Source organism: Poritiphilus flavus (assembly GCF_009901585.1).
GTDB lineage: Bacteria > Bacteroidota > Bacteroidia > Flavobacteriales > Flavobacteriaceae > Poritiphilus > Poritiphilus flavus.
Map to the genome: position 1 here is coordinate 310,711 of NZ_WXYO01000006.1, position 19,180 is coordinate 329,890.

General features: G+C 45.0%; 16 protein-coding genes. 9 read left to right on the forward strand and 7 right to left on the reverse strand.

The window, feature by feature from the left end; translation table 11 throughout:
• The first annotated feature begins 25 nt into the window (after positions 1-25).
• The gene (glmM, locus tag GTQ38_RS14065; RefSeq protein ID WP_161436180.1) at positions 26-1,417 is read left to right on the forward strand and encodes a phosphoglucosamine mutase; all 1,392 of its coding nucleotides are present in this window, start codon (positions 26-28) and stop codon (positions 1,415-1,417) included.
• A gap of 47 nt (positions 1,418-1,464) precedes the next feature.
• Here glmM and GTQ38_RS14070 read toward each other — a convergent pair whose 3' ends face one another.
• Together GTQ38_RS14070 and GTQ38_RS14075 are read right to left on the reverse strand one after the other, a co-directional pair.
• Entirely contained in the window at positions 1,465-2,454 is a 990-nt protein-coding gene (locus GTQ38_RS14070; protein ID WP_161436181.1) for a sterol desaturase family protein, read from the reverse strand.
• 60 nt (positions 2,455-2,514) lie between these two features.
• Positions 2,515-3,402, reverse strand: a complete 888-nt coding sequence (locus GTQ38_RS14075) for a lysophospholipid acyltransferase family protein (RefSeq protein WP_161436182.1) — start codon at positions 3,400-3,402, stop codon at positions 2,515-2,517.
• 61 nt (positions 3,403-3,463) lie between these two features.
• On the opposite strand from GTQ38_RS14075, the gene GTQ38_RS14080 reads away from it, so the two are divergent.
• Positions 3,464-4,111, forward strand: a complete 648-nt coding sequence (locus tag GTQ38_RS14080) for a rhomboid family intramembrane serine protease (protein WP_161436183.1) — start codon at positions 3,464-3,466, stop codon at positions 4,109-4,111.
• Between the two features lie 134 nt (positions 4,112-4,245).
• Positions 4,246-5,889, forward strand: a complete 1,644-nt coding sequence (locus GTQ38_RS14085; RefSeq protein WP_161436184.1) for a hypothetical protein — start codon at positions 4,246-4,248, stop codon at positions 5,887-5,889.
• 176 nt (positions 5,890-6,065) lie between these two features.
• Here GTQ38_RS14085 and GTQ38_RS14090 read toward each other — a convergent pair whose 3' ends face one another.
• Both GTQ38_RS14090 and GTQ38_RS14095 read right to left on the reverse strand, forming a co-directional pair.
• Positions 6,066-7,172 (reverse strand): TlpA disulfide reductase family protein, encoded by a 1,107-nt coding sequence (locus GTQ38_RS14090; protein ID WP_161436185.1) that lies wholly within the window; start codon positions 7,170-7,172, stop codon positions 6,066-6,068.
• Positions 7,173-7,273: 101 nt separating this feature from the next.
• Positions 7,274-7,786 carry a hypothetical protein gene (locus GTQ38_RS14095; RefSeq protein WP_161436186.1) on the reverse strand — a complete coding sequence of 171 codons (513 nt, stop codon included), beginning with the start codon at positions 7,784-7,786 and terminating at the stop codon, positions 7,274-7,276.
• Between the two features lie 92 nt (positions 7,787-7,878).
• On the opposite strand from GTQ38_RS14095, the gene GTQ38_RS14100 reads away from it, so the two are divergent.
• On the forward strand, positions 7,879-10,791 hold the full coding sequence (locus tag GTQ38_RS14100; protein ID WP_161436187.1) for an FAD-binding and (Fe-S)-binding domain-containing protein: 2,913 nt from the start codon (positions 7,879-7,881) through the stop codon (positions 10,789-10,791).
• On the opposite strand, the gene GTQ38_RS14105 is transcribed toward GTQ38_RS14100, so the two are convergent.
• Positions 10,780-11,652, reverse strand: a complete 873-nt coding sequence (locus GTQ38_RS14105) for a UDP-2,3-diacylglucosamine diphosphatase (protein WP_161436188.1) — start codon at positions 11,650-11,652, stop codon at positions 10,780-10,782. The two genes, GTQ38_RS14100 and GTQ38_RS14105, sit on opposite strands and share 12 nt — an antisense overlap.
• Before the next feature lie 320 nt (positions 11,653-11,972).
• On the opposite strand from GTQ38_RS14105, the gene aroC reads away from it, so the two are divergent.
• From aroC to GTQ38_RS14130, 5 genes are all read left to right on the forward strand, one after another.
• Entirely contained in the window at positions 11,973-13,037 is a 1,065-nt protein-coding gene (aroC, locus tag GTQ38_RS14110) for a chorismate synthase (RefSeq protein ID WP_161436189.1), read from the forward strand.
• 65 nt (positions 13,038-13,102) lie between these two features.
• Entirely contained in the window at positions 13,103-14,428 is a 1,326-nt protein-coding gene (locus GTQ38_RS14115; RefSeq protein ID WP_161436190.1) for a dicarboxylate/amino acid:cation symporter, read from the forward strand.
• A gap of 19 nt (positions 14,429-14,447) precedes the next feature.
• Positions 14,448-15,479, forward strand: a complete 1,032-nt coding sequence (gene gshB / locus GTQ38_RS14120; RefSeq protein WP_161436191.1) for a glutathione synthase — start codon at positions 14,448-14,450, stop codon at positions 15,477-15,479.
• On the forward strand, positions 15,472-16,296 hold the full coding sequence (locus GTQ38_RS14125; RefSeq protein WP_161436192.1) for an N-formylglutamate amidohydrolase: 825 nt from the start codon (positions 15,472-15,474) through the stop codon (positions 16,294-16,296). Before gshB ends, GTQ38_RS14125 begins: the two co-directional genes overlap by 8 nt.
• Entirely contained in the window at positions 16,293-17,465 is a 1,173-nt protein-coding gene (locus GTQ38_RS14130; RefSeq protein ID WP_161436193.1) for a flavohemoglobin expression-modulating QEGLA motif protein, read from the forward strand. The genes GTQ38_RS14125 and GTQ38_RS14130 overlap by 4 nt, the downstream gene beginning before the upstream one ends.
• 140 nt (positions 17,466-17,605) lie before the next feature.
• Here GTQ38_RS14130 and GTQ38_RS14135 read toward each other — a convergent pair whose 3' ends face one another.
• Together GTQ38_RS14135 and GTQ38_RS14140 are read right to left on the reverse strand one after the other, a co-directional pair.
• On the reverse strand, positions 17,606-18,445 hold the full coding sequence (locus tag GTQ38_RS14135) for a hypothetical protein (RefSeq protein WP_161436194.1): 840 nt from the start codon (positions 18,443-18,445) through the stop codon (positions 17,606-17,608).
• A gap of 311 nt (positions 18,446-18,756) precedes the next feature.
• Positions 18,757-19,170: a thiol-disulfide oxidoreductase DCC family protein gene (locus tag GTQ38_RS14140; RefSeq protein WP_161436195.1), complete on the reverse strand. Its 414-nt coding sequence runs from the start codon at positions 19,168-19,170 to the stop codon at positions 18,757-18,759.
• Between the last annotated feature and the right edge of the window lie 10 nt (positions 19,171-19,180).

Genomic DNA, 19,180 nt, shown 5'->3' on the forward strand with positions numbered 1-19,180 from the left:
ATTTGCAAAAACTTTTTCTACATCTATGACACTAATCAAATCAATTTCCGGGATCCGGGGAACCATAGGAGGAGCACCCGCCGAAAATTTAACCCCTATTGACGCAGTAAAATTTGCAGCGGCTTACGGTAGTTGGCTAAAGGAATACTCAGGTAAGAATAAGTTGAAAGTGGTCATTGGAAGAGACGCCAGATTGTCCGGAGAAATGATCCAGAATTTAGTGGTATACACCCTGGTTGGACTTGGAATCGATGTAGTGGATCTCGGTCTTTCCACAACTCCAACTGTAGAGATAGCCGTACCCATTGAGGAAGCGGACGGAGGTATTATTCTGACGGCCAGCCACAATCCCAAGCAATGGAATGCGCTGAAGTTACTTAATGAAAAGGGTGAGTTTCTGGATGCGGCCCAGGGCGCGATTATTCTTGAACTGGCAGAAAAAGAAGCCTTTGAGTTTTCGGAAGTGGACGATCTCGGGAAGATCACCCGCAACGATGCTTATATGGATATCCATGTAGACGAGGTTCTAAATCTGGCCCTGATCGATGCAGAGACCATTAAGAAAGCAGGTTTTAAGGTTGTTGTCGATGGTGTAAATTCTACAGGAGGAATCGCTATTCCTAAGTTGCTGGCGGCCTTAGGGGTGGAAGTAGTTGAATTGTATTGCGACCCTACCGGACATTTTCCGCACAACCCGGAACCGTTGAAAGAACATCTGGGCGACATCTGTAAACTGGTGGTTGAGGAGAAAGCGGATTTTGGTATTGTAGTAGATCCAGATGTAGACAGGCTGGCCTTTATCACGGACCAGGGAGAAATGTTTGGTGAAGAATACACCCTGGTGGCCTGCGCGGATTATGTTCTGGGAAAAACGAAAGGGGATACGGTTTCTAATCTGTCTTCCTCAAGGGCTTTGAGAGACATCACGGAAAAGCACGGAAGAAAATATGAGGCGGCGGCGGTAGGTGAGGTGAATGTGGTTACCAAGATGAAGGAGATAGGCGCGGTGATCGGCGGAGAGGGTAACGGAGGAATTATCTATCCGGAGAGTCATTACGGCAGGGATGCCCTGGTAGGAACTGCAATGTTTTTGATGTTGATGGCAGAACGCGGGGGTAGTGTACAGCAACTTAGGGACAATTACCCAAGTTATTTCATGAGTAAGAAAAAAATAGCCCTCACTCCGGACCTGGATGTGGATGGTATATTGAGATCTATGGCGGATAAATATGCGGACGAAGATATCTCAACTATTGATGGGGTAAAAATTGATTTTCCCGAGAATTGGGTGCATCTGCGGAAATCCAATACGGAGCCAATCATCAGGATTTATACGGAAGCTAAATCGCAAAGCGAAGCAGATGAACTGGCTGATCGCATTATTAAAGAGATCAGATCTGTAGCAGGGATCGATTGACTTATTGAATATTTGTATAATATTGATATATAGCTTTTTAAATAGCTCTATTTATCAATATTGTTGAAGTATTTAGCCCTAACCAGTTTAGCGGTTTTATGTGCCCCGGTATGATTCCAGCCTGGTGGCATAATGAGGTATAGTAACTTGTTCTTTAAACCAGGAGCCTGGAACACATCCCTGGCCAAAGCCACTATCTCTCCGAAATACACATCCCAGAAATTACCGGTATTCATTTTTCGGGTGACCCCGTATTCTATTTTTATTTCTGGTTGTTCTTCCTGGTAGGTGCCGAAAACCCTGTCCCATATATTCAGGAGATTGCAAAAATTGGTATCGATGTAAAGTGGATTCCTGGCATGATGTACCCTGTGATGGGATGGGGTAAGCATGATCTTGTTCAGCCATCCGAATCTGGCATCTTTGATAAAGTTCTCACCAACATGTATAAAGGCTCCGTAGGTACCGTCTATAAACATGATCAATAAGAGCATAGCGGGTTCTACTCCTGCCAGTATGCAAACTGTAGTTCTTATAGTATCCGCATAAGGCCCTTCGAGGAAAAAATGGGCATAGGTCACCGAAAGGTTCATTTCCTCGGGAGCGTGATGTGTAGCGTGCAGACACCAGAAGAGCCTTACCTTATGCCCGAGGTAGTGATAGATAAAATGTCCGAATTCCCAAACAATATAGGCGTAAATGAACCAGTACCAGGTAGATGAGGTCTGAAATGGGGCGTATGGTTGGAACAACCCAATACAAAAAGTTACCATGGCTATGGCAATGAACCTACCCACAAAACGATTGAATACATAGATGAGGAAGTTTACTTTGTAGACCTTGGTCTGAGGCTTTTTATAGACCAGTCCCAGGATAAATTCCAGAATTACCAATAGCGGAATGATAGGATAGATGAGAGACAACACCCCGTCATAGGTACGGAAAGCAGTATAATCGCCAGATTGCAGTATTTCCAGTACCTGAGTAATGCCCAGAAATCCGATCACTTCATTCCAAAGGCCCTCTAACAGCTCCATATTTGTTCATTTAAGCGACTATTAAAGGTAGAATAAAAATTTAATCGGAGAGGGAAAAGATCAGGAGAAAGCCTCGGGAACCTTGTCCTTGTGTTTCCAGCGTTTGTGTGTCCAGAGGTAAAATGTGGGCTCTTCGCGGATCTGTTCTTCGGTAAGCCTCAGGAAGGTATCTGTGATCTCATTTTGGGTTGTCTTGGCACCTTCTTCGGCGATAGGTATCAATTCCAGGGAGTAGTAGCCGCGTTTTTCTTTTTTAACCCGGGCAAATAAAACGGCCAGGTTCAGCCTTTTGGCTATGACTTCAGGCCCATTGTAAATAGGCACCTTAATCCCCATAAACTCTGTCCAGTACTGTGCTACATGTGCTTGCGGCGACTGGTCGCTTACTATGCCATAAACCGCCCGTACATTGGCTTTTTCGTTTCTGACTATAGTTCGTACGGTCTCTTTTTGGGTAATCGGGCTGGTATTCCATTTAGCCCTGATCTTCCGTATAAGCCTGTCAAAATACACATTCCCTATCTTCTGATATACCGCATAACCTTTGGATTCAATGTAGCGATTCACGATAATACTCCATTCCCAGTTCCCGTAATGCGGAAAAAGGACCAATACACTTCGATTTTTTTCCAATTCCTGCAGCATCTCCGGATTGATCAGCCGGTATCTTTCTTTAAGGCTTGTTTCATTAAGTTTTAGGGTTTTGATCATCTCCAGGAACATATCGCACATATGCCGGTAAAAGGCTTTGCAAATGGTATTGATCTCAACAGCGGTTTTCTCGGGAAAAACCAGTTTAAGATTGTTTATCACTACCTTTCTTCGATATCTAAAAACCCGATATACCAGGAAAAATACAAAATCAGAAAGCCCGTAGAAAACCCGAAAAGGAAGCCGGGAAATTAGCCATAAAAAAGGATAGGCAAAGGAATAAACCAGCAGTTGCATCTAGATCAAAACTATGGGCAAATATAGCTATATTTGGCACTTATAAATAATCCGCATTTCTATGAACATCCACCTGGCCACCATCGCTATCATTGCATCCAATGTGCTGGTTTCCTTGAAAGGATTTAATGATGGGGCTTTTTTTGAACGCTATAAATTCGGGATTGCGGCTATCAGGTCAGGCCAGCGGGAGCGTATGCTTACTTCGGGATTCCTGCATGTAGACCTGGCCCATCTGTTCCTCAATATGTTCACCCTGTATTTTTTTGCTAATGTGGTGATCTACTGGTTCAATCCGGCCAAATTCCTGATCATTTATTTTATTAGTCTTATCGCAGGAAGTCTTTTGGCACTTTTCTTCCACCGGGACGAACCCTATTACAGTGCGGTCGGTGCCAGTGGAGCGGTGACCGGAGTGCTCTACGCCGCTATTTTGCTGGAACCCGAAATGCAACTGGCTTTGATGTTCATTCCCATTCCTATTCCCGCTTACATTCTGGGTATTGGCTACATGCTTTATTCCATTTATGGGATGAAGAGCCGTATAGGGAACATCGGGCATACCGCGCACTTCGGAGGTGCCATAGGAGGCTATGCTACTACTTTACTCTTTAAACCGGAACTGATTGTAACAGATACGGTTATGGTGGTGCTGCTCGCCGTGCCTATTGTAATTCTGTTTGTTTTGGAGAAACTGGGTAAACTTTAGGGATCATATCCTTTCTGAAATTCACTATCCTCCTGTATTTCATGCCTTTTATCGAATATTATTGTAAGAAAATATACCATTTTGGATATTTGCACGTTACTTAGTTACCCAAACAACTAAAGTACGACCTACTTATGACGAAAAGAGTTGCCCGACTTTTCACAATTCTCATTGTGTTTATTGTGTCTTGTAGTGACGAAACTACTGTGTTTAAGGACGATCTGCAAGAAGATATACTACTGGAAGAAAACGAAGCTGTTCTCCAGAGCAGGCTGAGTTTTGACAAATCCGGGGTACTTGATATTCTGGAAGAAGAAACCATTACGAACAAGTCTAATACTGCCAAAGCCAATGAACAGGCAGGGGATTATCCCTTGACCCTTGTTGCACAGGTGAATCCACCCAGCTATAACGGTAGTGAACTGGCCGCCTCCCACGTGGATATAGACGGAGATTATGCCTATGTCTCCTACAATACTGCCGGGGAAGTGTATTTTGGTGGGATACAGATCATTGATATTGGAGATCCGAACAACCCAAGCGTTAGATCACAATTGGTTTACCTGAATGCTGATCTTAACTCCATCGCCTACAGCAACGGATATGTTTATATCGTAGGTGGGGTCAATGCGGAAACCTCCGCAACCGCTACTTCCAACTCCTTTATTGGAAAGATCAGGGTTTCCAATGGACGCCTCAGCCTTAGCGGAGGTGTCTCTTACGCCTTTCAGCAGGGTTTTAACGCCAACGACGTTAAGATCAGCGGTAGTTCGGTCCTGGTAACCAGCGGAAGGGATGGTACCCTGACCTCTTATAATGCTTCTGATCTCAGTGTGCAAAATGAAATTTCTTTTGCTGACCTAAGATCTGTTGCCGTAGACAATGGTACCATTGCCTTATTGGATGCCGGAAGCGGTATCCGCGTTTTAGACAGTGGGTTCCAGTCCGTGAAGGACATCCCAATTTCTACAGACTTTGGAGGTGCCTCTAAAAGGACCTTAGACTTCTCAGGCGACAGAATTGTGGTGCCCGAGGCTGCCAATGGTGCCGGGGTTTATAGCCTGAGTTCGGGGAGTTTGTTGGAATACATCCCTATTCTGATCAACCCTGAAGGTGTTGCCGAAGCGGATATTGTTACCGTGGGCACAGCAGCAAATGACGATATTATTTTGATGGCCAACGGTGGCGCAGGACTTTGCCTTGTGGAAAAGGACGCGACTAATAACGATATATACGGGATCATAGAACTGGATGGTTCTACCAACTATGTAGCTACAAAAGGAGATTATGTTATCTCTGCTTCCGGAAGGGAAGGGGTTCAGGTTATTAAACTGAACAAGCCCAGTGAGAGCCTGGCTACAGAATGCGCATCTTTGCCAGCTTATGACGGAAGTTCCAAGCTGACTGTCAATTCCGGAGATGATGTTGGATATACGGGAGCGAAGCGCTTCAATAATATTACTGTTAATGGTTCGTTGCTGCTTTGCGGATCATGGACTAGTAATAACCGTGTGAACATAAATTCCGGAGGTGTTTTCGAGATGAATGGTACTCTGGTTGTAGCAAGGAATAACCGCAGGAGAAATGTCACAGTAGATAGTGGAGCGACTTTAAGGATAGAAGGAAACTTTACGGTCTATGGTAACCTGATCCTCAATGACGGCGCTACCCTGGAATTTATAGGAGACAGTTCAGTCGCCAATATCTTTGGTAGTGTAGTACGGAATGGGAATCCAACGGTCACCGGCACCTTTGATGACGTTCAAAACAAGTTTTAAGAGATAAGTTTAAGGAATAAAAGGCTGTGATAAGGCGTATATTGTCTGTTCGAGCGCAGTCGAGAACTCATTGAAGTTCCGACAATCAATCACATCTCGACTGCGCTCGATGTGACCATTACACCAACGAACTTTTCTGACAGCCTCTTTTTATTTGCTGCCGATGTTCTTAATGTTTACTGCAGCAATTCTGCTATCTTTTCTTCAAGGGCCGGACCGCGTAGATCCTTGGCGACGATAACACCATTTTCATCCAGGATAAAAGTAGCCGGGATTGCATTGACATTGTACAACTGAGCAATCTCATCAAAATAATTGACGTTGGAAATGTGATTCCACACCAACCCGTCGTCTTCAATGGCTTTTTTCCAATCTTCCGCTCTTCTGTCCAGCGAAACACCCAGGATACTCAATCCCTTATCGCGATATTTGTGGTATATCCGAACCACGTTAGGGTTTTCTGCCCTGCAGGGTTTACACCATGCCGCCCAAAAGTCCAGAATAGTAACTTTTCCCAGCACATCGTGTAACGCCAGTTCTTCTCCGCTAGGGGAGGGCCCGGTAAAATTAGGGGCCTTTGCTCCTATAGAAGTGCTTTTTCCTTTTTCCAGTTTTTCTTTTAGTTTCTTTCCCACTGAAGTTTCCTTGAGTTCCGGTGCAAGGGCATCGAATAGTACTCTGGCCTCTTCATCGCCAATGGCTTTTGTAGTGAATACTTTGTCCAGAATTAATAGCGAGATCAATGCATTTGGATTTTCCCTCGCGAAATCCATCTCGAACTTTTTGGCTTCCTCCTGCAATTCAAAATACTCGTCCCGCAGGGAGTTCATTTGTACAGTATCGTTTTGAGTCGTGGCAGCCCGCATATCATTGTACATGGAATTGGCCCTGGCAGACATGGCCCTTGACTCTTTTAGAAAGCTTGCGAAGAGTTTATTCTGAGGGGTGCCCGAGATCCTGGCGAATGCCAGACTATCTTTTTGCGCACTTACTTCAATAGTCCCATTTTCAAGGATTACCGGGATATTTCCGCGGATCTTGTCAATGAAGATGTAGTGCAACTCCGGTACCAATGAGGCACCTGCAAAGCTAAACGTGCCATTTTCAACAGTGGCTGTATCCACATCAACAGGCTGGTTGCGCTCATCAGTCTTCTTTAAGAAAACCTGGGTGCCATTCTCTAGTTCTCCGGTTAAAGTGCCTTCAAGAGTATAACCGTCAGGACTTCCGCCACATGCGGCTAAGACAAACACAGCCGCGATGGCGTATAAAGATATTTTCATCGAAAGAAATTTATGATGGCCAAAGGTACAGATATCAAGCTTAATAAAAAAAACACTTAACATAAGCTTGTGTCTGCCTAAACCCGTAAATTTCAAGTGTATCAGAACTGATACCGGATACCCAGGGCAATATCAAAATCAAAATTATCGGAGAAATCGTCGTAGCCCAAAAGACCAATTTCCGGCCGGAAATCCAATGAAAGGAGCAGGGGAATGTCAAAATTGTATTCAACCCCGATGTCCCCGGCCGCGAATATAAAGAGTCCGCCATCCGGAGTTACCGGATCCGCGCCACCTGTTCCCGGAATGGGCTCAAAGTCTACACTACCGAGCCCGCCACCAACACCGTAGTACCAATTGAAATTGCCATCTATGGAATGTACCCACTGGTAGAGTGCGGATAGTTTAAAGGCGTCAAAATTACGGCTGTCCCGCCATCCTAAGTTAATTTCGGCGCGGTTGTACCGGCCAATGGACTTTTGATAGGATATCTCGGCCCCGAAGCCATCACTGTCCCCAAGGCGAAGGCCGAGGGCGTGATCTGATATTTCCTGAGCTTGTAACGAAAGACCGGTAAAAAAGAATACGAAAAGGAGTGCTTTTAAAATTTTCATGCGTTTCTGTTTATTTTGATTCAATTGATGAGATCTTAAGGATGATCTTCAGCTAATAAAAACTTACTTTAGTACCCAAAAATTGTTCCAAATTGGATAAAAATTATTTGAATAGCCTGGAAAGGGAGCTGGAGGGGACGTTACATAGTGATGAACTTAACAGGGCTTTGTATGCTACGGACGCTTCTGTATATCGCAAAATACCATTGGCAGTCGCCTTTCCTAGATCTACCAGTGACATTCAGAAACTGGTCAAATTTGCTGCTACCCATAAGATCGGACTAATACCCCGTACGGCCGGTACTTCTCTGGCAGGCCAATGTGTTGGTGAAGGTATTGTTGTGGATGTATCCAGGCATTTTACAGAAATCATCAGCCTGAACAAAGAATTAAAGCAGGTCACACTTCAACCCGGAGTGGTCAGGGATGAGTTGAATGCCTATCTGCAGCCACATGGCCTTTTCTTTGGACCAAATACCTCCACTGCGAACCGATGTATGATAGGAGGTATGGTGGGAAATAATTCCAGTGGTACTACCTCCATTCAATACGGAGTAACCAGGGATAAGGTAGTAGGTCTGAAAACAGTGCTTTCCGATGGTTCTTTGGCTGAATTCCACTCAATGACCTCTGCGGAATACCTTGCGAAAAGCAAAGAAGATACGTTTGAAGGAAATATTTATAAGAGTTTGCATAAAGAGCTGTCTGATAGAGATATAAGAAAGGAAGTTATCGAAAAATTTCCTAAAGAAAGTATCCACAGGCGCAACACTGGCTACGCTGTTGACGAGTTGTTCAAAGCGGAAATATTCCACGGAGAAGAAGAACATATCAATCTGTGTAAACTACTTAGCGGGAGCGAGGGCACACTGGCTTTCACTACTGAGATCACTTTACAACTGGATGAATTACCACCTCCAAAAGCGGCTATGGTGGTTACCCATTACAAATCCCTGGAGGACTGTCTTGAAGATGTTGCCCCTCTAATGAAACACGGGCTGCATCTCTGCGAGATGATGGATAAGGTGATACTGGATTGCACGAAGAACAACCGGGAGCAACTAAAGAACCGGTTTTTTGTAGAGGGAGATCCTATGGCGCTGCTCATGTTAGAAGTAAAAGCCGAGGATGATGCAGGCCTTAATGCACAATTGGAGGCACTTTTGAGCACTATAAAGACTTCCGGAAAGAGTTATGCGCATCCGGTGCTTAAAGGAGCGGATATTGCAAAGGCCATAGCTTTAAGAAAAGCGGGTCTTGGCCTTTTGGGTAATATGGTAGGAGATCGAAAGGCTGTGGCCTGTATTGAGGATACCGCTGTGGCAATTGAAGACCTGAGTGAATTCATAGGAGAGTTTACGGCCATTATGAAGGGTTATGGACAGGAAGCGGTGTATTACGCCCATGCCGGGGCAGGGGAATTGCACTTGCGGCCAATCCTGGACCTTAAAAAGTCCGATGATGTCAAGCTATTCAGGGCCATCACTACTGATGTAGCTAAATTGACCAAAAAATACAAAGGTTCTTTCAGTGGAGAACACGGAGATGGTATAGTTCGGGCAGAATTCATTCCGCTTATGATAGGGGAGGCCAACTATGAATTACTAAAAAGAGTAAAGAGCTGTTTTGACCCTCAGGGGGTTTTCAACCCCGGTAAGATCGTGGATCCATACCCTATGGATGCTTCACTGCGCTACGAAATTGATCGTACGGAGCCGGAGATAAGCACCTTGCTGGATTTTTCGGATAGCCAGGGCATTTTAAGAGCTGCGGAAAAGTGTAACGGCAGTGGAGATTGCCGAAAATCCCACGAAATGCAGGGCGCTATGTGCCCCAGTTATCACGCTACTAAGAATGAAAAGGATACGACCAGGGGAAGGGCAAACGCATTGAGGGAGTTCCTGACGCAATCGGAAAAACCCAATCCTTTTAACCATGAAGAGCTTAAGGAAGTATTTGATCTATGCCTGAGTTGCAAGGCATGTTCAGGAGAATGCCCCAGTAATGTAGATGTCGCTGCCCTAAAGGCGGAATTCCAGTATCAATACCAGGAAACCAATGGTTATTCGCTTAGAAATAAGCTATTCGCATACAATACCCGTCTAAACAGACTCGGGAGTAAAGTAGCCTGGCTTACCAATGCGGTATACTCTTCTCCTGTGCTTTCCGGGGCCCTTAAGAAAAGTGCTGGTGTTGCCCCTGCCAGAAGCTTTCCAAAAGTATCAAGTTTTAATTTTGATAGATATCTGCAAGAGCTTAAAGATCAGCATAATGTAAATGGAAAGAAAATAGTTCTTTATATAGATGAGTTTACACGATACCTGGATGTGGAAATTGGCAAAGATGCTCTGGAATTATTGGTCAGATTGGGGTATGATGTGGAACTTTTTAAAGCGGAAAGCGGACGTACGTATATCTCCAAAGGCTTTTTAAAACAGGCCAGAAAACTTGCAGCCAGGAATCTTGAGCAACTAAAGGCCTATTCAGAAAAAAACTGGCCGGTTGTGGGGATAGAACCTTCAGCTATTCTTTCTTTCCGGGATGAGTATCATCGATTTGGTTTTGACAAGAGCCTTACGGACCAGGTTGCCCGGAATAGCTATCTCCTGGAGGAGTTTTTATCGGATGAGATCACCTCAGGGCGAATCACATCAAAACAATTTACCAGGGAACACAAGACAGTAAAAATTCACGGGCACTGCCATCAGAAGGCCCTGGCGAATCAAAAGGTCACTTTTGATGCATTGAATTTACCTGAGAATTATAAGGTTTCTATTATCAGCTCCGGTTGTTGCGGTATGGCAGGTTCTTTTGGTTACGAAAAGGAGCATTACCAGACCAGCATGCAGATCGGGGAGCTAAAGTTGTTCCCATCCGTCAGAAAGGCAAATGGAGATACCATTATAGCTGCCAATGGAACCAGCTGCAGGCACCAGATCTTTGATGGGACGAAAAGGACGGCATTACATCCGGCAACAGTACTACTGCAAGCTTTACTCGTCTAAGGACTCCCCGTCCTTTTCCTTCTTTTTTTTCTGTTGAGAGCGGAGATCTATAATAGAGGCGATGAGTTCATTCATATCCATGCTTTTAAGATCCTCGTCAACGTAGAATGGCGAGAGCTTGTCCTCATTGTACCTGTAGATTTTCCAGCGCTTAAAGGAATATTCAAGAGCTGTGAGGTTTTCTACCCAATCCCCGGAATTCAGGTATAAGCATTTCCCGTGCTTATTTTCGTAATGCTCCTTTTTGGGTTTATGCACGTGGCCACAGATAACATAGTCGTAGTTGTTCTCCACGGCAAGGTCCGCCGCGGCCTTCTCAAAATTATTGACCCTTTTCACCGCGCTCTTCACCCCGTTCTTTATGCGTTTGGCCAGAGAGTATCGCTCTTTGCCGCGCAAACGTAGCAACCAGTTTATAAAACGGTTAAGTAATATGAGTGCCCCATAGCCGTAGCTACCTAATTTGGCCAACCATTTAGCATGTCTTATGGATACATCGAAGACATCCCCGTGAAAGAACCAGGCCTTTTTACCGTCGAGCTCCAGGACCAGTTTATTTACCAGGTTAAAGTTGCCCACCTTCATATCCGCAAATTTGCGCAACATCTCGTCGTGGTTCCCGGTGATATAGAAAACTTCGGTGCCGCTGGAGGCCATTCCTATGATCTTCTTAAGCACTTGCAGGTGTGCAGGCGGGAAGTAGTGTTTGCTGAATTGCCAAATGTCCACAAAGTCCCCGTTAAGTATCAGTTTCCTGGGCTTAATACTATTGAGGTAAGCAATAAGTTCATCTGCATGGCAGCCGTAAGTGCCTAAATGCACATCAGAGATGACGGCTACCTCTAGTTTGCGTTTTTTCAATTCACATACAGGTTAGATTCTTAAGGACAAAATTAAACCCATAGGTATAATTAATATTCAATTTCATATCAAGGATTCATAATCCTCAGGTTAACTTTAAATTAAGTGAATAACAGTAGTGTTAAGCGAATATTAAGCGAAGCGACTACTTGGCGGAGAGCTATTTAACATTTACCTTTGGCGTCAAAACAGCAAGTAGAGCAATATAACGCTACTGTTTGAAGTACATAGCCGGGTGATTTTTCGTACAGCGCGTCGCCTGAAGTTCAACCTTAAGAGATCTGTAAGCTATTTAGGACTCTAAACCACAAAAGCATCATATGGCTGGGAACAGTTTCGGAAACCTATTTAAACTTTCCACCTTCGGAGAATCACATGGACCCGCCATCGGCGGAATTATTGAAGGGTGCCCGGCTGGTATATCCTTGAATATGGAAGCCATACAGGCAGAAATGGACCGCCGGAAGCCTGGACAATCCGCTATTGTCACCCAGCGCAAGGAGCCGGATACCGTTGAATTCTATTCCGGTATCTTTGAGGGAAAAACCACAGGAACCCCAATTGGTTTTGTCATTCACAATACCAATCAGAAATCCAGGGACTACAGTCATATCAAAGATTCTTACCGTCCTTCGCATGCGGACTATGTGTACGACCAGAAGTACGGTTTCAGGGACTACCGAGGTGGTGGCCGAAGTTCGGCCAGGGAGACCGCTAGCCGGGTAGTAGGCGGAGCTATTGCAAAGCAGTTGCTCGAAGGCATCTCCATTAACGCCTTTGTTTCCCAGGTCGGAACCCTTAAGCTTGAAAAAGACTTTAACGAACTGGACCTGACAAAAACAGAGTCAAACCCCGTTCGTTGCCCTGATCCGGATACCGCTGCTAGAATGGAAGATTATATCAAATCCGTACGTAAGGAGGGCGATACCATTGGCGGAGTGATCAGTTGTGTGATCCGGAATACTCCTGTGGGTCTTGGCGAACCGGTATTTGACAAACTACATGCCCAATTAGGTAAGGCCATGCTTTCCATCAACGCGGTAAAAGGATTTGAATACGGCAGCGGCTTTAAAGGGGTGTCTATGAAAGGAAGTGAGCACAACGACCTATTCAATTCGGACGGCAGTACAAAGACCAATCACAGTGGGGGAGTACAGGGTGGTATCAGCAATGGTATGGATATTTATTTCAATGTGGCTTTCAAACCTGTGGCTACCATTATCCAGGCTTATGAGACTATTGATAAGGAAGGTAACGCGGTCCAGGCTCAGGGCAAGGGCAGACATGATCCATGTGTTGTTCCACGAGCGGTACCCATAGTTGAAGCTATGGCAGCCCTGGTTCTTGCCGACTTTGTTTTGCTCAACCGTATCAGCAAATTATAGAGGTGCTTTTTTAGGGCGTTTCCGTCCAAAATAGTATCTTACCCGCCTAAATCAAACTTCATTTTATGCGGAAACTAGAGTTGCATTGGCAAATTCTAATTGGGATGGTCTTGGGTCTTGTTTTTGGATTCGTAATGACCTACCCGGAATGGGGCCCGGGATTTGTCAAGGACTGGATAAGTCCGTTTGGAACCATTTTTATTAAGCTTCTTAAGCTCATTGCCATTCCACTTATCCTTGCCTCACTGATTAAAGGTATTTCCGATCTCAAGGACATTTCAAAATTCAGGAATATCGGACTGCGGACCATCGGTATTTATGTGACCACCACTATGGTGGCTATTATTTTGGGCCTTTTACTGGTCAATATTCTTCGTCCGGGAGATGGTATTTCCGAAGAAACCATTACCAAGCTTACGGACACCTATGCTGCCGATAGCGGGGTGGTTTCCAAACTGGAGGAGGCCAGCAGACAGAAAGAAATGGGGCCTTTACAGTTTTTGGAGGATATGGTTCCTGAAAATGCAGTTGCGGCCATGGGTGATAACCGCCTTATGTTGCAGGTGATCTTTTTCACGATTTTCCTGGGGATCTCATTGCTGCTTGTTGGAGAGGAAACGGCCAGACCGCTTAAGAATTTTTTCGACTCCCTGAATGATGTAGTTTTAAAAATGGTAGACCTGATCATGCTCATCGCTCCGGTAGCGGTGTTTGCCCTTCTGGCCAATGTTGTAGTGTCTTCCAGCGATCCGGAGATACTGCTTGCCTTGCTAAAGTATTCGGGTGTTGTGATCCTTGGACTCTTGCTAATGGTGGTCTTTTATTCCCTGCTGGTTTCCACACTGGCGCGCAAGAACCCCTTTTGGTTCCTGAGGCAGCTTAGTCCGGCGCAACTCCTGGCATTCTCCACGAGTTCCAGCGCGGCAACCTTGCCAGTTACCATGGAAAGAGTAGAGGAGCACATTGGGGTAGATAAGGAAGTTTCCAGTTTTGTGCTTCCCGTAGGGGCTACGATAAACATGGATGGTACAAGCCTGTATCAGGGTGTTGCCGCTGTATTTATTTCACAGGCGCTCAGCTTTGAGCTACCACTTTCTGCTCAGCTTACCATTGTTTTGACGGCCTTATTAGCTTCCATCGGAACAGCGGCGGTGCCTGGAGCCGGAATGGTGATGCTGGTGATCGTCCTGGAGTCCGTGGGCTTTCCGGCAGACAAATACGCTATAGGTTTAGCGCTTATTTTTGCGGTAGACCGACCTCTTGATATGTTTAGAACTGTAATCAATATTACAGGAGATGCAACTGTGTCCACAGTGGTTGCCAAATCTGTAGGTAAGTTGGGAAAACCTCACGTACGGCATTGGGACGACCACTACGACGAAGTAAAGTAAACTTTTAAAAATCTAAGCCATGAACATTTGTTTTTTAATGTATCCCTGGGAAGATATCGACCCGGAAAACGACACCAGTTTAGCATTGATTCACGAATGTGTTAAACGCAACCACGGTGTAGCGATCTGTACGCCTGCAAACCTGACGATCAGAAATAGTGTGACCAACGCTTTCTGTACGGTGATCAACAGGATGGAAAAAGTTCCGGCCAACCTGAAAACATTTTACAAAAACGCTTCAATCAGGGAGGAGATGCTGCCGCTGGCTGGTTTCGATGTGATCTTTATGAGGGCAAATCCGCCTTTGGATCCGATCATGCTGAATTTCCTGGATTCGGTTAAGGACGATGTATTTATAGTGAATTCCCTTCAGGGCTTAAGGGAGGCCAACAACAAATTGTATACCGCTGCCTTTGGGGATTCCCACAATAATATCATACCGGTAACACATGTTTCCAAGAATAAGAATTACCTGATTCGGCAGATCAAAGAATCTGCAGCTGAAAAAATGATCCTTAAACCGCTGAATGGTTTTGGAGGTTCCGGAGTGATACTGATCGAGAAGTCTGCAATGTCCAATATCAAATCACTTTTGGATTTTTATGTAACGAATTCTGATGGTAGTTCCAACTATGTCATCTTACAGGAATATATAGAAGGTGCAGACCAGGGAGATGTACGTATATTGATCCTCAACGGCGAACCGATCGGAGCCATGAGACGTGTTCCAGGTTCCGATGATCACCGCTCAAACGTATCCGCAGGAGGTTCGGTAGCCAAGCACACCCTTACCAAGCAGGAAAAGGCCCTTTGCAAGCAGATTGGGCCAAAACTGGTTAAGGACGGTCTGTATTTCGTGGGGATCGATGTGATTGGGGGAAAACTGGTGGAAGTCAATGTAATGTCACCGGGCGGGATCACCTATATGAACAAGGTGTACAAGACCAAGATCCAATGTAAGGTTATCGACTTTATTGAAAGTAAGGTCATAGACAAGCTCAAGGCTTTCGACAGGAGGTCTCGTCTGCGTAATGAGGTAGAGAATGCTTAGGTTACCAATTGAACGCATCATTTCCAACATAGCCGCGGAGATCCCATTTGAAGCTGTTTCCGAGGATTACTCCTTTACGCTTAAAATATCACATTACGCACCCTATGTTTGCGGTGCAGTGCATGACGGCCATCAGTTCAGAAAATCGCTTTGGGAAAACTGCCTGCATACGGAATACGATCGATGGTACGAGGAAGATCCCTGTACCAGGCAGATGGTGCAATCGCACCCTATAGTGATTGCAGGATGTGACAGCCGCTTTGAATACGATCTCAACAGAGCTCCGGATGGAGCGGTCTATTCGGATGCCTGGGGCAAGCAACTTTGGCGTGAACCCCTTTCCGCTGAAGAATATGATCATAGTCTCGCCAAACATGGGGCATTCTACGAGGTGGTTCATGCGCTCATCGCAAAAATTGAAGAGAAGTATGGCAAAGCTCTGGTGTTCGATATGCACAGCTACAACTGGAAACGCTGGGATAGGGAGGTGCCGACCTGGAATCTTGGTACGGCCAATATCGACAATCAGCGGTTTGGGGCACTGGCAGCTTCCTGGAGTCGCAAACTGGGTAGTATGGACCTTCCTAACGGCATAAAAAGCACTTCTAAGATCAATGATACCTTTCAGGGTAATGGTTTCTTTTTAAAATATATCAGCACCAGCTTTGAAAATACCCTGGTGCTCGCCACCGAAATAGCCAAAGTCTATTGCGATGAATACAGCGGGATAATTTATCCGGAGGTAGTACGTTCAGTAGAAGCGCAATTGACAGAATTAATACCTTTGCAGCTAAAGGAATTTGAGCAGAGCTTATGATCAACGAGAAGGAGCAGACGGAATTGAGAGCTGCCTATTCAGATATTTTTGAAATAGACGCTAACCTGGACAGGTTGGTAAAGCGGATAGAACTACTCAGTTATGTCAATCCGTTGAACATTGAGAAAGAGAAGCATCGCTTCTTCGCTTCCAAATACACGGAAACCCCTAAATTTAAATACCCCAAGCTAAAATTCGACCCCTATAAGATCCACAGGCTGTTCTTCTCTCAAAGGCTTGAGCGAATACAGGATGACCACATCCGGCAGTTGTACCAGGAAATTATCTACTATTACGCCAATATGGTGCAGTGTATTGAAACCATAGGCAGTAAAAAGGATTTTTACTACAATTCACTTCGCGTTTACGGAACGCCCACGGAAAAGGATGTACAAAATGCCAAGTACATTTTGCATTACGAGGATGAACAGGGGAACGGGGATATGGAGAAGGTTTTTAGCCCTGAAGAAGCCAAGGCATATTTTGAGGACTTTGCACAGCAATACGACTTTCCGCTTAATATTCGCTTTTCCACAAATATCGCGGCCGATGCGATGGTGAGTAATATTTCGCAAACACTTTTGATCAAGCGGAATACGCTTTTCAGCAAAAATCAACTTTTAACTCTTGCCAACCACGAGATCGGGGTCCACCTGGTGACAACCTTTAACGGGATGCTACAGCCCCTTAAGATCTTTTACAATGGATTTCCCAAAAATGTCGAGACCCAGGAAGGGCTTTCAGTATTTAGCGAGTACATGAGTGGCGCCCTTACTATAAAAAGACTAAGAGAGCTGGCTTACAGGGTTTTAGCAGCGGATAGTTTAATAAAAGGATACAGCTTTGCTGATACTTTTGACCTCATTCATAATCAATATAAATTGAACCGGAACGAGGCTTTCGGAATTACCTTGAGAGCCCACCGAGGGGGCGGCTTTACCAAGGACAGATTGTACCTTAGCGGTCTGCGAAAGATATACGACAGATATACCAAAGGGCAATCAATGGATCTTTTGCTTACAGGCAAAGTGACCCTGGAATACGAAGACAGTATTAAATATCTTCAGGGCCTGGGACTTGCAGAGAGCATCACGCATCGCAACAATGCCTATCTCAAGAAAACCAGGGAGAATCAAACCCTGGATTTCATCCTCAACAACCTCAAATAATCGCTTCTCCGGCGGTTATGTATAATTTAATTCTTATAAAGCACTCGAACTGACGGGTACACCCAGTTCGGACCCTGCCAATTCGAGCGTTTAGGAAGCTCCCCAAACCCTTAGGTTTTGGAAGTTATCAGGGAAACTACCTAAAGACTTCTGGAAGACAACAACTGCTGCAACACGTACTTGATGGACGATTTCCACTTGCCTTCAAGACTGGTTGCCGCCTGGTTAAGCGCAATGTCTTCCGAAAAAGTTACCTGATATTTTTCTTCATCCTGGTCTGCCCCGTAAAGCTCCAACTGTATGCTAATCGTGGTCTTTAGGGTCTTAGTATTGTTATCTGAATAAAGATCACGGCTCGCTTGCCCGGAAGAGCGGTCATCCTTAAGTGTGGCTTTTAATATATATTCAGAACCCAGCACGTCGCGTAGTTCGGCAGGAGTAGCCTGCCCGAGTTTTTGGTAGCCGATATCCGCGCTCACCAGCTTATCAATGGTTTGGGTCATTTCCGGTACCGTAATACCGTAAGGCTTGGCATTACTGTCCATGAAGGCCGTAACGAAAGAAGTCATTTGGTTTGACATTTTCTTGTCGTGAACTCCATTTTTTATATAGGATAGCGGTAAGACCGTAAGCTGGTTTTCGGTATAGTTGGACTCTGGTCCAAGGTAGATCTCTTCATCTGGGATGGGCTCGTTTTCTACCGCCAGGGGCTGTTGGCTTTGGGTAGATCTGGCGCCCTTTGCAAAGGTTTGTGTTCTTCCACTGGAGAAGACGATCTTTTCAAGACTGGACGTAGCCACTTCATTGAGAACGGTTTCGCCGGGATAGCTAAAACTGATTGCATTTTCCGTTACTTTCACCACCTTGGCTTGAATGAGCTCGCCGTTTTTGGTGACAATGATGTCGTTCTTAGCGCCGCGCTCCTGCGCCATAACAAGACCGGAACACAGCATAACCAATAGTACAATTACTTTTCTCATAGACAAAATTTTAAAATGTTATTTCTAAATAGGGATTATTCTTTCCATTAATCATGGTTTAGATTATGTTAGTTTAGCATCTCTTGTAGGTATCAGTTACGGGTTTGGGACAGTAACATATCGGATACATTAGGCTAACGCCCGTTCCGGACTCCAAGGAGGTCTTTAAAAAAATAAGAGTGGTTGGTTAGGAATTTAAGAAGAGATCATCTCCTTAAATTTAATAAAAAAAGCCTCAAAACGCATGCCAGTTCGCCTAAAAGATCAGGCTTTAACATAATTCAATAGGAGATTTTGGTTCTGGAAGGCGATCAACCCAGAAATTTTGCCGTCAATTCAGGAGTAGGTATCATACAGGCATCTTGTTTTCCAAACCAGCGATACCGGTTTTTGGCAACCCTGTCATAGAACCAATCCCGGATAGGGCGGGGGACCCATTCAAAGATACCTAGTAGTTTATATCCGCCTCCAAAGGCCTGCCCGATTTTCAAAGCGGCTGTAGATTTGGTGTAATAGGCAACATCTGGCTCGTAAAGAATAATGGAGTCTACCTTGGAAGTGTCTATCTGCCGTTCCTGTATAAAGGCTTCCCCCAGAGAACTCTGGAGTGGAGCGAATCGGAATAGGTCCTTCTTATCCCGCTTAATGATATACTGTATTGAGCGGTTACAGAGATTGCAGACTCCGTCAAAAAAAATGAGCTGTTTGCCATCCAGGTTTTCCACCTTACAAAGA